Source organism: Luteimonas campi (assembly GCF_051162505.1).
In the GTDB taxonomy this organism is placed as follows: domain Bacteria; phylum Pseudomonadota; class Gammaproteobacteria; order Xanthomonadales; family Xanthomonadaceae; genus Luteimonas.
The window spans coordinates 58256-73893 of record NZ_JBNWEM010000005.1; the positions used below are offsets into that span (position 1 = coordinate 58256).

General features: G+C 70.0%; 10 protein-coding genes. 5 read left to right on the forward strand and 5 right to left on the reverse strand.

Annotated features, from left to right (window positions below; translation table 11 throughout):
* Window positions 1–205 precede the first annotated feature (205 nt).
* Window positions 206–703 carry an REP-associated tyrosine transposase gene (locus ACQYVW_RS14290; protein WP_434947450.1) on the reverse strand — a complete coding sequence of 166 codons (498 nt, stop codon included), beginning with the start codon at window positions 701–703 and terminating at the stop codon, window positions 206–208.
* A 513-nt stretch (window positions 704–1216) separates the two neighbouring features.
* On the opposite strand from ACQYVW_RS14290, the gene ACQYVW_RS14295 reads away from it, so the two are divergent.
* Window positions 1217–2503 carry an O-acetylhomoserine aminocarboxypropyltransferase/cysteine synthase family protein gene (locus ACQYVW_RS14295; protein WP_434947451.1) on the forward strand — a complete coding sequence of 429 codons (1287 nt, stop codon included), beginning with the start codon at window positions 1217–1219 and terminating at the stop codon, window positions 2501–2503.
* Between the two features lie 252 nt (window positions 2504–2755).
* Here ACQYVW_RS14295 and ACQYVW_RS14300 read toward each other — a convergent pair whose 3' ends face one another.
* The 3 genes from ACQYVW_RS14300 to ACQYVW_RS14310 all read right to left on the reverse strand — a co-directional run bounded on the left by ACQYVW_RS14300 (window position 2756) and on the right by ACQYVW_RS14310 (window position 8239).
* Window positions 2756–3475 carry an SIR2 family NAD-dependent protein deacylase gene (locus ACQYVW_RS14300; protein WP_434947452.1) on the reverse strand — a complete coding sequence of 240 codons (720 nt, stop codon included), beginning with the start codon at window positions 3473–3475 and terminating at the stop codon, window positions 2756–2758.
* Window positions 3476–3650: 175 nt separating this feature from the next.
* Entirely contained in the window at window positions 3651–5405 is a 1755-nt protein-coding gene (ybaL, locus tag ACQYVW_RS14305; protein ID WP_434933059.1) for a YbaL family putative K(+) efflux transporter, read from the reverse strand.
* A gap of 443 nt (window positions 5406–5848) precedes the next feature.
* The gene (locus ACQYVW_RS14310; protein WP_434933058.1) at window positions 5849–8239 is read right to left on the reverse strand and encodes a TonB-dependent receptor plug domain-containing protein; all 2391 of its coding nucleotides are present in this window, start codon (window positions 8237–8239) and stop codon (window positions 5849–5851) included.
* A 161-nt stretch (window positions 8240–8400) separates the two neighbouring features.
* On the opposite strand from ACQYVW_RS14310, the gene ACQYVW_RS14315 reads away from it, so the two are divergent.
* The 3 genes from ACQYVW_RS14315 (at window position 8401) to ACQYVW_RS14325 (ending at window position 11433) form a co-directional block, all read left to right on the forward strand.
* Window positions 8401–10248 carry an ABC-F family ATP-binding cassette domain-containing protein gene (locus ACQYVW_RS14315; RefSeq protein ID WP_434933057.1) on the forward strand — a complete coding sequence of 616 codons (1848 nt, stop codon included), beginning with the start codon at window positions 8401–8403 and terminating at the stop codon, window positions 10246–10248.
* A 73-nt stretch (window positions 10249–10321) separates the two neighbouring features.
* Entirely contained in the window at window positions 10322–10999 is a 678-nt protein-coding gene (locus ACQYVW_RS14320) for a hypothetical protein (protein ID WP_434933056.1), read from the forward strand.
* Window positions 11000–11115: 116 nt separating this feature from the next.
* Window positions 11116–11433, forward strand: coding sequence for an FmdB family zinc ribbon protein (locus ACQYVW_RS14325; protein WP_434947453.1), 318 nt, complete (start codon window positions 11116–11118; stop codon window positions 11431–11433).
* Window positions 11434–11503: 70 nt separating this feature from the next.
* Here ACQYVW_RS14325 and ACQYVW_RS14330 read toward each other — a convergent pair whose 3' ends face one another.
* On the reverse strand, window positions 11504–13618 hold the full coding sequence (locus ACQYVW_RS14330; protein ID WP_434947454.1) for a phosphoglycerol transferase I: 2115 nt from the start codon (window positions 13616–13618) through the stop codon (window positions 11504–11506).
* A gap of 199 nt (window positions 13619–13817) precedes the next feature.
* Between ACQYVW_RS14330 and aspS the strand changes: the two genes are divergently transcribed.
* On the forward strand, window positions 13818–15578 hold the full coding sequence (gene aspS / locus ACQYVW_RS14335; protein WP_434933053.1) for an aspartate--tRNA ligase: 1761 nt from the start codon (window positions 13818–13820) through the stop codon (window positions 15576–15578).
* Window positions 15579–15638 lie beyond the last annotated feature (60 nt).

Sequence of the window (15638 nt, forward strand, 5' to 3'; positions counted from 1 at the left end):
CGAATGGCATTCGCGGCCAAGGCCGCTCCCACACACCGACCCTGCCACCGCAGTCACCTGTGGGAGCGCGCTCGCGTGCGAACGGCATTCGCGGCCAAGGCCGCTCCCACGCACAGACCCTGCCACCGCATCACCCGTGGGAGCGCGCTTGCGCGCGAAGGGGCCCACCCCGGCCGCTCCCACATCCAGTACCGGCGGCCATCGCTCATTCACCTGCGTAGCCGACAGCCTGGCTCTCGAGCCAGACCGCATCCCAGAAGGGGTAGTCGGCACACGTTCGCACCAGTCCCGCGCGTACCGGGTTGAGCACGATGTAGCGGGCGACATGCAGCAGCGATTCCTCCCGGCGCAGGCCGTGGTCATGGAACCCCGGTGCCCACAGTGGGCCGGAACCTGAGTGGAAATGCCATTGCCGCGTTGGCGCGGACTTCGCCCGGGCCACGCTGCGCGACAGATCTTCGCCGTCTCCTAGCACGAACAGGCCGTGCCAGTGATCGGGCATGAGCACCCAGGCGAGGAGGGCGCCATGCGGCCAGGTCTCCGCCGCGGAGAGGATCCGCGACACCTGGCAACCAGCATCGAAGCCGCGGAAGAACGGCTGGCGTCTTGCCGTGGTGAACGTCAGCAGGTAGGGCTGTCCGGCGACGGAGTGCCGTCCCAGCCGGAGCCGATGGGATTGTGCGATGGTGCGATGGGCCGACATGTCCTGCAGCCTCGGCGATCGATGGCGGCTTCGCAGTCGGGACAATCGTCTGCAGCACGTCAGGGAAGCTTGTGCGTCGGCAGGGGTATCGGTAGTCGGTGCGGACCGAACCGCTGGCGCTTTGACCCGGCGTGCTGCCAACCCATGCATGAGCGCATGACTGGCCCGAAGGCGTTCGCGATCGAGGTCGCTTCCACAGCTCGGCATTGGCCGAGGCGTTCACGACCAGGGCCGAACCCATAGCTGGTACAGCCCAGGCGTTCGCGACCAAGGTCGCTCCCACATGTGAAGCTTCGGTCGTGGCGTTCGCGACCAGGGTCGCTCCCATAGGTGCGCTAGGCCGTTGCGCACCGCCGCCTGCCTGTGGGAGCGCGCTTGCGCGCGAAAAGGTATCGAGAGATCTCCCCATGCTTCCTGCCAGGCCGGCGCACCCGCATCGTTGCGCCTGCAACCGCGCCGCCGCGCGCGCCATCGCTGGTGTATGGTCCAGCGGTTTCGACCCGAGCATTGACCATGGATCCGAACTGGAAGCCTGAAACCATCGCCGTCCACGGCGGCTATTCGCCCGACCCCACCACGCGTGCGGTCGCGGTCCCGATCTACCAGACCGTGGCCTATGCCTTCGACAGCGCCCAGCACGGCGCCGACCTGTTCGACCTCAAGGTGCCGGGCAACATCTACACCCGCATCATGAACCCGACCACCGACGTGCTCGAGCAGCGCGTGGCGGCGCTGGAAGGCGGCATCGGCGCGCTGGCGCTGGCCTCGGGCCAGGCGGCGATCACCTACGCGATCCAGACCATCAGCGAGGCCGGGGACAACATCGTCTCGTCCGCCGCGCTCTACGGCGGCACCTACAACCTGTTCGCGCACACCCTGCCGCAGTTCGGGATCGAGACGCGGTTCGCCGACCACCGCGACCCGGAATCCTTCGCCCGGCTGATCGACGACCGCACCAAGGCCGTGTTCGTCGAATCGATCGGCAATCCGCTCGGCAACATCACCGACATCGAGGCGGTGGCGAAGGTTGCGCATGCCCATGGCGTGCCGCTGATCGTCGACAACACCGTGCCCACCCCCTACTTGCTGCGCCCGATCGACTTCGGTGCCGACATCGTGGTGCATTCGCTGACCAAGTACCTCGGCGGCCACGGCAACAGCATCGGCGGCGCGATCGTCGATTCGGGCAGGTTCCCCTGGGCCGAGCACAAGGCGCGCTTCCGCCGCCTCAACGAGCCGGACGTCAGCTATCACGGCGTGGTCTACACCGAGGCGCTGGGTCCGGCCGCGTACATCGGCCGCGCGCGAGTGGTGCCGCTGCGCAACACCGGCGCGGCGCTGTCGCCGTTCAATGCCTTCCTGATCCTGCAGGGGATCGAGACCCTGCCGCTGCGCATGGACCGCATCAACGCCAATACCCTGGCCGTCGCGCGCCACCTGCAGGCGCATCCGAAGGTCGAATGGGTGAACTACGCCAGCCTGGAAGGTCACGCCGACCATGCGCTGGCGCGCAAATACCTGCGCGATGGCGGCGCCTCGGGCCTATTCACCTTCGGCCTGTCCGGCGGCCGCGAGGCGGGCGCGCGCTTCCTCGATGCGCTGCAGCTGTTCACGCGGCTGGTCAACATCGGAGACACGCGCTCGCTGGCCACGCATCCGGCCTCGACCACGCATCGCCAGCTGTCGCCCGAAGAGCTGGCGCAGGCCGGCGTCAGCGAGGAGACGGTGCGCCTGTGCGTCGGCATCGAGCACCTCGACGACCTGCTCGCCGACCTGGAGCAGGCGCTGGCCCACGCCTGACCGGCAGCGGGATTGCCGGCGCCACCTCGTCCCGCGCGAACTCCTGCGTGGGACGGCGCGAGGATGGTCCATGCCGCCCGCCGCGTTGGCGGCCCCGTTCGAGCCGTCGTCCGCACGCCCGATGGCATGCGGGGGCGAGCGAAACGTCGGTCATTCCAGGCGGAGCGGACCGTCTGTCCGGCGCCGCCAGCGCGTCGTGCGATGGCCTTTGCCTCCCATGCCGCGGCCCGCAGCGGCACCGCGTGCCCGGGCTCAGGCCAGGCGATCGAGCAGGACCTGCACTCCCGCGCTCGCGGTCATCGGCAGTCGTTCGTCCGCGTACGCCGACACTGCGCTCTCGACCGGGTTGATCTCGAGCACGCGCACGCCCCCGCGGCGCGCGCGCTGCGGCAGCGACGCAGCGGGATGCACCAGGCCCGAAGTGCCGATCACGACCAGCAACGCGCAGTCCTCGAGCGCCGCGCAAGCGGCATTCCAGGCCTCGTCCGGGAGCGCTTCGCCGAACCAGACGACGCCAGGCCGGATCATTCCGCCGCAGGCCGGGCAGGGCGGGGGCGATTCGCGTGCGCCCTCGAGCAGCGCGTCCTGTCCGTCGAGGATCGGATCCGGCGTGGGCTGGTGGGCGCAGTCCATGCAGCGCGAAGCGAACAGGCTGCCGTGCAGGTGCACCACCCCGCTGGAGCCGGCGCGCTCGTGCAGGTCGTCGACGTTCTGCGTGATCACCGAGACCGCGTGCCCGCCGCGAGCCAGCGCCGCAATGCCGAGGTGCCCGGCATTGGGCCGCGCGCGCCGCACCAGCGCGGCGCGCCAGCGATACCAGCCCCAGCACAGCGCCGGATCGTGCATGAACGCCTCCGGGGTGGCCAGTTGCTCGGCGTCGTAGCGCGACCACAGCCCGGTCAGGGCGTCGCGGAAGGTCGGCACGCCGCTCTCCGCGGACATGCCCGCACCAGTCAGGAAGACGATGCGCATCGGCGTTGCGTCTGGAGCCGGTCCGGTCGTCGCGCGCCGCATCGTGCCGTTGCTGGACTTCCCGGCGCACGCCTGGACGCGACGCGATAGCGCTGCATGCCGGCGGGAGGCGGTCGTCGGCCGAGCCTGCGGCAAGATCCGCGCGCGATGTCGCGACGACCTGCGTCGTGCCCGGTCACGCCGCCGCCGGCGCCGGGGCGCTGGGCGGCGCGGTATCGTCGCCTGCGGGTTTGCGGGCCGGACGATAGGGCGGCGTCGACATCACCATCTCCGCCAGCGAGAAGGCCAGTTCGCGCTCGGCGAGCACCGCCCCGTCGGCGCCGTGCTGCAGCAGATGGCGGACTTCGGCTTCGCTGTGCGCGCGCGCCAGCACCGTCAGCGCCGGATTGACCCGCTTCATCCGTTCGATGGTTTCACCGGCCTCGAGCGCGCGTGGAATCGCGAACACGGCGAGCTTGGCGCGCCCTGGCAGCGCCTCGAGCATCACCGGTTCGGAGGCGACGTTGCCGCGGACGGTAAGCAGGCCTTCCTCGCGCGCGCGGTGCGCCAGGTCAGCGTCTTCCTCCACGACCACCACCGGCACGCCGCGATCGCGCAGCAGCAGTGCGAGCTGGCGCCCGACGCGGCCATAGCCGACCACGATGGTGTGGTCGTCCACGTCGAGCCCGGGATGCGCCAGCGGATCCTCTTCCTCCTCGCCCTGCTGCGCGTCGGCGGCCGCGGCCTCGGCCGCTGCGCGCCTGGCCAGGCGCCGGTCGAGCAGGCGGAAGATCATCGGGTTGAGCATGATCGAGATCAGCGCGCCGGCCAGCACCAGCGACTGCTCGTCCACCGACAGCATGCGCAGGGCCACGCCCAGGCCCGCGATGATGAAGGCGAACTCGCCGATCTGCGCCAGGCTGGCCGAGATGGTGAGCGCGGTCGAGGTCGGATGGCCGAAAGCGCGCACGATGAAGAACGCGGCGGCCGACTTGCCGAAGATGATGATGAAGGCGGTGGCCAGCACTTCCAGCGGCCGGTTCACCAGGATCATCGGATCGAACAGCATGCCGACCGACACGAAGAACAGCACGGCGAAGGCATCGCGCAGCGGCAGCGAGTCGTTGGCGGCCTTGTGGCTGAGCTCGGACTCGTTGAGCAGCATGCCCGCGAAGAACGCGCCCAGCGCGAACGAGACGCCGAACAGCAGCGCCGAACCGAACGCAATGCCCAGCGCGATCGCCAGCACCGACAGCGTGAACAGTTCGCGCGAACCGGTACCGGCGATCAGCTCCAGCAGCTTCGGAATCACGCGCCGGCCGATCACGAGCATCACCGCCACGAAGGCGGCGACCTTGAACATGGTCCACAGCACGGTATTGACCACGCCGCCGAAGGTGGGCGGCGGCGCGCCGGCGGTGCCGACGAAGATGTCCGCCATCACCGGCATCATCACCAGCGCGATCACGCAGGCCAGGTCCTCGACGATCAGCCAGCCCACCGCAATCCGCCCGCGCGTGGTGTCCAGCAGGCGCCGCTCTTCCATGGCCCGCAGCAGCACCACGGTGCTGGCCGTGGCCAGGGCGAATCCGAAGATCACGCCATGCAGGGTGGGCCAGCCGAGGATCGCGGACAGTCCCCAGCCCAGCAGCGTGGCCACGGTGATCTGCGCGACCGCGCCGGGAATGGCGATCGCCTTGACCTCCATGAGGTCCTTCAGCGAGAAGTGCAGGCCGACCCCGAACATCAGCAGCATCACGCCGATCTCGGCGAGCTGGTTGGCCAGCTCCTGGTCGGCGACGAATCCGGGAGTGAACGGTCCGACGATGATGCCCGCGGCCAGGTAACCCACCAGCGGAGACATGCGCAGGCGGTTGGCCAGGGCACCGAGCACGAACGCGACGGCAAGGCCAACGGCGACGATGTTGATCAGGTCGGTGTCATGATGCATCGAGGCCCGCGGTATTGCCTGATCATGGGGCTGCAGTTTGGCGGATGCGGGCGATGCGATCAAATCAGGCGGATTCCGGCGTTCTCGCGGTTCCGTTCGCGCGGATCCCGCCGGCTGCGCGGTGCGCTGCGCGTGCGCGCAAGGTGAAACAGGCTCGCGGTCGCTGCTGCTGCATCTGTCTCCGCCCCGAGGGATGCAAGGAGCCGGGATGGAGGCGGGAGTAGCGCGACCGCAGGGCGAAGCCTGACGCGCGGGCGGTCGGAAAAGGTTGTTGCCAGCGCCGAGAGCTACCTGCACAGGGACAGTCTGTCGTTCCCGCTTCCGGGAACGCCGCACGCTGTCATCCAGGGACCGATCTGTGCTCGGTCAGCCGAGGAGCAATCCCCGGTCCGGCGCCCAGCTACAGGCGCCGGACCGGTCCCTGTCGGGGCAGACGTCCCCGCCTACCAGCGGTAGCCGACCTTGCCGTAGACGAACGCGCCGCCGAACCCGAACGGCGACAGGTTGCTGTACGGGAACTGCCCGTTGGTCGAGTTGCCGAAGATGTTCTCGTCCGGGTATTCGTTGAGCACGTTGTCCGCGCCCAGGGTGAGCGTCCAGCGGTCGTCCGGGCGGAAGCTGGTGGACACGTCGAGCAGCCACTTGGCGCCGTACTCCTGGTCGAGCGCGGCGTTGTTGGGCGTGGTGCGCACGCTGCCGTAGCGCGTGGCATTGGCCGAGAACGACCATTGCTGCCCCGTCCACACGCCGCCCAGCAGCAGCTTGTTGCGCGGGAAGCCCTGCTCGATGCGTCCGGCCTCGACGCGGTCGATGCGCTCGAGGTTCAGCCCGCTCTGCTCCAGCTCCGGCGGGTTGGGCGCGATGCGGGTGATCTCGGTCTTGGTGTGGTTGTAGCCGCCGGTGAAGTCCAGGGTGCTGGCCGCCAGCGGTACGCGCCAGGTGCCGACCACGTCGATGCCGCGGGTGCGGGTGTCGATGGCGTTGGTGAAGTAGCGGCCACCGTTCACTCCGAAGATGCCGCGCGACTCGAGCAGGGCGCGTACCGCGTCGCCGGTGAGATTGGACGAGAGCGCGATGCGGTCGTCGACGTCGATCTGGTAGGCATCCACGGTCACGTACAGGCCGTCGGCCGGCTGCAGCACTAGGCCCAGGCTGTAGGACAGCGACTCCTCGGGCTGCAGCGGCTCGGCACCGAAGGCCTGCGCTACCGCGCTGCTCGCGGGGAAGGTGCGGATCTCGAATGGCGTGGCCACGCCCGGCAGGAACACCGTGCTCACCGTCTGGAAGTACTGCTGCGCCAGCGACGGCGCACGGAAGCCCGAGGACACCGTGCCGCGCAACGCCACCGCGTCGCTGAAGGCGTAGCGCGCGGAGACCTTGCCCGAGGCCTGGCTGCCGAAGTCGTCGTAGTCCTCGTAGCGCGCGGCGACGCCGCCGGAGAAGCGGTCGTTGAAGTCCGCTTCCAGGCCGACATAGGCGGCATGGCTGTCGCGGTCGTAGGCGCCCGAGACTTCCGGCGCGAAGCCGCCGAAGCCCTGCGCGCCACCAGGCGCGCCTGCCGGGCCCTGGCCGGCATCGGCATAGGAGCCGTACTCGCCCGGCGACTGGTTCCACTTCTCGTTGCGCGCTTCCACGCCGAACGAGAGCGTGGCCGGATAGGCCAGGCCCCAGTCGAGCTGGCGGCTGACGTCGAGGTTGACGATGTTCTGGGTGGTCTCCAGCGCGCCGTCGTAGAACTCGGTGGGCGAACTCGCGCCCAGGCTCGCGTTGAGCGTGTTGCGGGTATAGAACTCGAGGTGGTTGTAGCCGTGGTTGAAGCTCAGGTCCCAGTTCCAGCCGCCGGCGGTGAAGCCCTTGAGCCCGGCCACGAGCGAGCGGTCCTTGGAGATGTTGTTGATCTCCGGCAGGAAGCCGTCGGGGTAGATGGACGGGATGTTCTGGGTGGGGTTGCCCGGTGCGCGGAAGAATGCGAACGAGGTGATGTCGCGGTTGCTGGCGGTGCCGAAGGCATACAGCGAGATCGCATCGGTCAGCGCATAGTCGAGGTTGAGCGCGACCGCGCCGAAGTCCACCTCCGGCTCGCCGATCACGAAGGCCTTCTGGCCCGGCGCCGGCTGGGTCGGGCCGGGCGTGCCGGCGAAGGGGCGGGCGCGGTTGCTCGCGTCCTGCTGGCCGAGCTGGGCCGACAGGTGCAGGAAGCCGCGCTCCTCGCCCAGCGCCAGGCCGCTGTCGGCGGCGATCTGGGACTGCGCGCCGTCACCCGCCGAGAATTGGCCGTGCTGGACCAGCAGGCTGCCGCCTTCGCGCTCGCCCTTGAGCACCACGTTGACCACGCCGGCGATGGCGTCGGAGCCGTACTGGGCCGAAGCGCCATCGCGCAGCACTTCCACGCGCTCGATGGCCGAGACTGGGATGGTGTTCAGGTCGACCGGGGCCGAGCCGCGACCGATGGTGCCGTTGAGGTTGAGCAGGGACGAGGTGTGGCGGCGCTTGCCGTTGACCAGCACCAGGACCTGGTCGGGCGCGAGGCCGCGCAGCTGGGCCGGGCGGATGGCCGAGGTGCCGTCGGTCAGGGCCGGCCGCGGGAAGTTCAGCGAGGGCAGGGCGCGGGCCAGGGCGGTGGCCAGCTCGGTGGTGCCGGTGGCCTGCAGGGCCTCGCTGCTAATGATGTCGATCGGCGATTGCGACTCGGCCACGGTGCGGTCGGCCACGCGGGTGCCGGTGACGATGACCGTGTCCAGGGTCCCGGCGGTCGGCGCATCGACGGACTGGGCGAGCGCCGCGGGTGCGGCCAGGGCGATCAGCAGGGCGGCGGCGAGGGGGTGGCGGACCATGGGGACTCCTTTGGGGGCAACGCGGGGGATAGGGGCAAATTAACTCGCTCCTAACAAACAAACAAAACGGAATGAGCCATCTTCATATGCCGTTTTTGCATAAGTGGCCCTGCGCCGCGCCTGAAGGCGGTTGCGCCGGGCTCCGGTAGAATCCGCGCCCCATGATCGCCTTCCGCAATTTCGCCCTCCGCCGCGGCGAACGCCTCCTGCTGTCCAACGTCGACCTGAGTCTCCACGCCGGTTACCGGGTGGGCGTGGTCGGGCGCAACGGCACCGGCAAATCCTCCATGTTCGCCGCCGTGCGGGGCGAACTCGAGCCCGACAAGGGCGACATCGACGTGCCCAACCGGGTGCGCATCGCCAGCGTGGCGCAGGAGACCCCGTCGCTGCCCGACCCGGCCATCGACTTCGTGCTGGGCGGCGACGACGTGATCCACGCGGTGATCAAGGCGGAGGCCGAGGCCAACGCCCGTGAGGACTGGGAAGCGGTGGCCGAAGCCCACCAGAAGCTGGCCGAGCTGGGCGGCTACGATGCCGAGGCCCGTGCCGGGCGCCTGCTGCACGGCCTAGGGTTTCCGGCCGAAACCCACCACCGCCCAGTGAGCGCGTTCTCCGGCGGCTGGCGCGTGCGCCTGAACCTTGCGCGCGCGCTGATGATGCCCAGCGATCTGCTGCTGCTGGACGAACCCACCAACCACCTCGACCTGGATGCGGTGCTGTGGCTGGAGCAGTGGCTGCTCAAGTACCCGGGCACCCTGCTGTTGATCTCGCACGACCGCGAGTTCCTCGACGGCGTGTCCACCCACACCCTGCACCTCAACGACGGCAAGGCCAAGCTCTACGTCGGCGACTACACCGCCTTCGAGCGCCAGCGCGCCGAGCACCTGCGCCAGCAGCAGATCGCGCACGAAAAGGAGCAGGCCGAGCGCGCCCACCTGCAGAAGTTCATCGACCGCTTCAAGGCCAAGGCCAGCAAGGCGCGCCAGGCGCAGAGCCGCATGAAGCGGCTGGCCAAGCTGGCCGGCACGGAAGCCGTGCGCGCCGAGCGCGAGTTCCGCATCGAGTTCCCGGCGCCGCTGCGGCTGCCGCACGCGCTGCTGCGCATCAACGATGGCGAATGCGGCTACGGGGGCGGTGCGCGGATCCTGTCCAACGTGGGCTTCGGCCTGGAAGCCGGCGACCGCATCGGCCTGCTCGGCCCCAACGGCGCGGGCAAGTCGACCCTGGTCAAGTCGCTGGTGGGCGAGCTGCCGCTGCTGGAAGGCGAGCGCTATGCGCACCCGGACCTGCGCATCGGCTATTTCGCCCAGCACACGGTCGAGTCGCTCAAGGCCGGCACCTCGCCGATCGACCATCTGCGCGAGCTCTCGCCCGAGTCGCCGACGCAGGCCTTCCGCGACTTCCTCGGCAAGTGGTACTTCCCCGGAGACCGCGCGTTCGAAAGCATCGACGGCTTCTCCGGCGGCGAGCGCGCGCGCCTGGCGCTGGCGCTGATCGCCTGGAAGCAGCCCAACGTGCTGCTGCTCGACGAACCCACCAACCACCTCGACCTGGACATGCGCGAGGCCCTGGCCGAGGCGCTGAGCGACTTCGACGGCGCGATCGTGCTGGTCTCGCACGACCGCCATCTGATCGGCCTGGTCAGCGACACTTTCTGGCGGGTCTCCGACGGCGTGGTCAAGCCCTTCGACGGCGACCTGGACGAGTACGCGGCCTGGCTGCGCTCGCGCCCGGCCAGCGAGCAGGCGCGCGCCCCTGCGATGCCGAAAACGCCCGAGCCCGCGCCGGAACCGCCCAAGGCCGCGCCGAAGGTCAATCCGCACAAGCTGGGCAAGGCCGAGGCCCGTGTTGCCGAACTGGAGCAGGCGCTGGCGGCACTGGAGGCCGAGCTGGCCGATCCGGCGATCTATGCCGACGGCAGCCGGGTCACGGCCATCGGGCAGAAGCAGGCGGCGCTGCGCGCGCAGCTCGACGACGCCGAGGGCGCACTGCTGGCCTTGTACGGCTGATCCGCGCTCCGGCTTGCCCGCCGTGCATCGGCGCGGTTACGGTGCAGCGATGCACACCAACGTCAGGACTTCCATGCGCAGCCTATTTCCCGTCGCGGCACTCGCCGTTTCCCTGTCCGCCTGCAGCGTCTCCGTCGACAGCGACAACAGCGCGGCCGCCCAGGCCGATGCCGCAGCCGAGCACGTCGATCCGGCACCGTCGGCGGACGCCCAGGCGCCCGCCGACGGCTTCCTCGCTGCGCTGGCCACGCACTGCGGCCAGGCCTTCGAGGGCCGGATCGCGTCCAACGTCCCGGCCTCGCCCGAACCCGATGCGTTCGAGGGCAAGCGCCTGGTGATGCACGTGCGCGGCTGCGAGGATCCGGCGCGTGAACTGCGCGTGCCCTTCCACGTCGGCGACGATCATTCGCGTACCTGGGTGCTGACCCGCACCGGCGAAGGCCTGCGCCTGAAGCACGACCATCGCCACCAGGACGGCAGCGACGATGCGGTGACCATGTACGGCGGCGACACCGCCAGCGCCGGCACGGCCGTGCGCCAGGAGTTCCCGGTGGACGCCGAGTCGATCGCGATGTTCCGCCGCGAGGGGCTCGACGCCTCGATCACCAACACCTGGGCGATGGAGATCGAACCCGGCCAGCGCTTCCTCTACGAGCTCACCCGCCCGGGCGGACGCGAGTTCAAGGTGGAATTCGACCTCACCCGCCCGGTGGACCTGCCGCCGGCGCCGTGGGGCAGCGAGCAGCCCTGACCTTGCGCGCCGGCGCTGCCAGGCGCCGGCCGGAATGGGATGCGTCCGGACTTGAATCCTGCCGGCGCGTCCCCACACTGCGCGCCGACGTCACCACCCCTTTCCGAACCATCGCCATGCCCATCTATGCGTTCCGTTGCGAGCAGTGCGGCCACGATTTCGACCGCCTGCAGAAGCTGTCCGATCCGGATCCCGAGGTCTGCCCGTCCTGCGGCGCGGCCGCGGTGAAGCGCGCGGTGACCGCACCGTCGTTCCGTCTGGCCGGCGGCGGCTGGTACGAGACCGATTTCAAGAAGGACGGCGACCGCAAGCGCAACCTCGCAGGTGGCGACGAGGCCAAGGCGCCGAAGTCCGATGCGCCCGCGGGCGATGCAGCCAAGCCGGCGGCCGCGCCTGCGGCGGCCGCAGCCACCCCGAAATCCGCCGACGCCTGATCCAGGCGCGCTCCGCAGCGCCGCAGCCGCGCGAGCGGCGGCGACGGCACGCCAGCCGCCGTGTCCGCGCTCAGGAACGGGAGCGCGGCGCGGTGCGCACCATCGCCAGGCTGTCGAGCTCCATGTACTCGGCCCAGTCCAGCCAGGCCCGGAATTCCAGATCGGTGACGGTCTCGTCCACGCCGATCTGCAGGCGGATCGGGCCGGTCGGCCTGCGGCCCTTCGGCTGGATCCACTCGCGCGCCACCACGCGTCCATCCGAGTCTACCGCCTCCAGCCAGAACGGATGCGTCGGCCACTCGCGCGGTCGTACGCGCAGCTGGTACTGGCCCGCCACCACCTCGGTCTCGTGGCCCAGCCAGATCGCACGCCGCGGCCGCGGGCGGGGTCCGTCGGCGGCCTCCAGCGGCGCGTCCACGCGCACGCCGCGCTGCAGGTCGGCGTCGGCGAACAGCTTGCGGTTGTTCTGCGCGTCCACCAGCAGCGCGCACCATTCGCCGCTCAGGGCGTCGTCGTCGAAGGCGGTGCAGCGGTCGACGTAGGCGCGGACGTTGGCGGGATCGTCGATGCCGAACTGGCGCGGTGCGTCTTCCATGGTGATCGCGCCGAGGGTCCAGTCGCGCTCGTATTCGATCATCGCCGGCGGCCGCACGTGCTGCAGGCCGATGCGGATCTGGCCGTCGTCCACGCGCAGGGTGCGCGCGTCGCCGCCGGTCCACAGCCCGCGCGCATAGGCCAGGTATGGCGCGTAACCGTCGGCCGACCGGTCCAGCGCGGCCATGCTCGCCGAGGGCGCAGGCTCGGGCGACAGCAGCGAGCGGCCGAAGCCGAGCGCGGTGCGCGCCGGGTCGATCAGCGAGAGCAGGGTGGCGCCGGAGTCGAGCGTGGTGCCGGGCACCGCCAGTTGCTGGCCCGCGATGTCGGGACCCAGGAACAGCAGCAGGTTCTCGCGGCGCATGTCCTTCAGCACGTGGCTCAGGTGGTTGGGCATGGCCAGGTGGTCGGAGGCCAGCACGATCAGGGTGTCGTCGGCGTAGTCGCTGGCGCGGATGCGGTCGATCAGCCGCGCGATGAGCATGTCGCTGCACTTGATCGCATGCAGCAGGCCGATGTCGCCCAGCGGACTCTCGTAGCGGACGTCGCGGCAGGCCTCCGGCAGGTGCCCGGCCGGATGGTGCGTATCCATGGTCAGTGCGTTGAGCATGAACGGCGTGCCTGCCGCCGAGAGCGCCAGGAACGTCTCGAACGCGTCCTCGAGCAGCACATCATCGTGCAGGCCCCAGCTGGAGAAGTGCGCGTTGTCGATGCCGGCCTGGCGGTAGTGGGCCAGGTCGCGCACCTCGTCGAAGCCGTGCTGCTCCAGGAACCGCCCCTTGGCCGCGAAGCCCGAGTCGGCGCCGCCGAGGAACAGGTTGCGATACCCCTGCGCCTTGAGGAAATCGCCCAGGCAATGCGCGCCGGGCAGGAATTCGCGCATCCGCCCCAGGCTGTTCTCGTCGCCGCGCGCGGCCGTGAGCGGAATCCCGCACTGCGAGGTGACGAGGCCGGCGATCGTCCAGCCGCCGCCCTCGGGCGAGGCGATGTCGCGGAAGTCCAGGCCCTGCCTGACCAGCTGCGCGAGCCGCGGCATCAGGCCCGGGAAGACGGTCTCGTCCAGGTAGGTCCGCTCCAGGCTTTCGGCGTAGATCCAGACGATGTTGGGCCGCCGCGCCAGCTCGCCCCCGGGCACCTGGTACTGCGGCGCCACGCCGCTGGCATCGACCGGGGCCAGATGGCCACGCAGGCGCTGCAGGTCGGAATGCAGCGGGCTGGCGAGGACGGCAACGGCGAATGCCGCTGCGAAGCCGGCCGACACGGCTGGCGCGTGGTGGCGATGGCGGAAGCGCTGCAGCCGCCCGCGCAGCAACGGCACCAGGGCCAGCGGCAGCAGCGACAGCAGGGCCAGGCCCAGGAAGCGGGCGATATCGGCACTGAAGTCGCCGACGCCCGCGCCCTGCATGCCCGCCTGCAGGTGGTACAGCGTGGCCGGGTCGATGCCGTTGCCGCTCATCCTGTCGACCAGCCACCACACGCTCAGCGCCAGCAGCAGCGCCGACAGCAGTCCGGCCTTGAGCCAGGACCAGCGCCGCGAGGCCAGCAGCAGGTAGACCAGGAGCGACAGCGACAGCGGCAGGATCAGCGTCATGCGGACGGGCTTCCTCGATCGGGACGGGCCGGACCCGCATGACGGGACCGGCTGACACCATGCCGTCATATTGCTGAATCTTCCGTCGACAGGCCTCCGGCGGGGTCTCCCGGTTCACCTTCCGTCGCGCGCGGGCCGCAAGCCCCTTAGACTGGCGGTTTGCCGGCGCGGCCGGCACGACCTGCGGAGTTCCCGTTCCATGCGTACCCATTTCTGCGGCCTGATCGACGAGACGTCGGTCGGGCAGACCGTCACCCTGTGCGGCTGGGCGGACGTCGCCCGCAACCTCGGCGGGGTCTGCTTCATCGACCTGCGCGACCACGAGGGCATCGTCCAGGTGGTCGCCGAGCCGTCGGATGCGGCGGGCAACGCCGATGTGGTGGCGATGGCGGAGAAGATCGGCTACGAGGACTGCCTGCGCATCACCGGTACCGTGCGTCGGCGCCATTCGGTGAACGCGAAGATCCGCACCGGCCAGGTGGAAGTGGTGGCCGAGGCGATCGAGGTGCTGAACAAGGCCGAGCCCCTGCCGTTCCACCACCACGAGAATCCGGGCGAGGAGACGCGGCTGAAGTACCGCTACCTCGACCTGCGCCACCCGGAGATGCAGCGCCGCATGCGCACCCGCACGAAGCTGGTGAGCGCGCTGCGCCATTGGCTGGACGCGCGCGGCTTCCAGGACATCGAGACCCCGATCCTGACCAAGGCCACGCCCGAGGGCGCGCGCGACTTCCTGGTGCCTGCACGCATGCATCCGGGCGAGTTCTACGCCCTGCCGCAGTCGCCGCAGTTGTTCAAGCAGATCCTGATGATGGCGGGCTTCGACCGCTACTACCAGATCGCGCGCTGTTTCCGCGACGAGGCGCTGCGCGCCGACCGCCAGCTGGAGTTCACCCAGCTGGACATGGAGTTCGCCTGGGTGTCCGAGCGCGAGGTGCAGGACACGGTGGAGGCGATGATCCGCGACGTGTTCCGCGAGGTGGCCGGGGTCGAGCTGGCGGCCGAATTCCCGCGCATGACCTACGCCGAGGCGATGCGCCGCTACGGTTCGGACAAGCCTGACCTGCGCATCGCGCTGGAGCTGGTGGACGTGGCCGATCTGGTCAAGGACAGCGGCTTCGCCGTGTTCACCAGCCCGGCCGTCGATCCCGGCGGACGCGTGGCGGCGCTGCGCATTCCCGGCGGCGCTTCGCTGTCGCGCAAGCAGATCGACGAGTACGGCGCGCACGCCGCCAAGTTCGGCGCCAAGGGCCTGGCCTACATCAAGATCGGCGAGAACGGCGAGATCGCCTCGCCGATCCAGAAGTTCTTCGACGAGGCGGCGTTCGCCGCGCTCATCGCGCATGTCGGCGCCGGCAACGGCGACATCGTGTTCTTCGGCGCCGGCAAGTATTCGACCGTGAGCGATTTCATGGGCGCGATCCGGCTCAAGGCCGGCAGGGACTTCGGCCTGGTCGAGGACGGCTGGCGCCCGCTGTGGGTCACCGACTTTCCGATGTTCGAGTGGGACGAGGAGGCGCAGCGCTACGTCGCCCTGCATCACCCCTTCACCGCGCCGGCGGTGGACGACGAGGCCGACCTGCGCGCCAACGCCGCCACCGCGGTGTCGCGCGGCTACGACATGGTGCTCAACGGCAACGAAATCGGCGGCGGTTCGATCCGTATCCATCGCTCGTCGATGCAGTCGGCCGTGTTCGAGCTGCTGGGCATCGGCAGGGAAGAGGCCGAGCTGAAGTTCGGCTTCCTGCTCGACGCGCTGCGCTACGGCGCGCCGCCGCACGGCGGCATCGCCTTCGGCATCGACCGCATCGCCGCGCTGATGGCCGGCACCGAGTCGATCCGCGACGTGATCGCCTTCCCCAAGACCACCTCCGCGCAGTGCCTGATGACCGGCGCGCCGTCGCCGATCCCGGACGCGCAGCTGGCCGAGGTGCACGTGCAGGTGCGTCCGCGGGATTGATGCGGCCACCACCCGGTCACCCGGCAGCGGGGACCTGGTTGTGCCTGCAGCCGCAGGTTC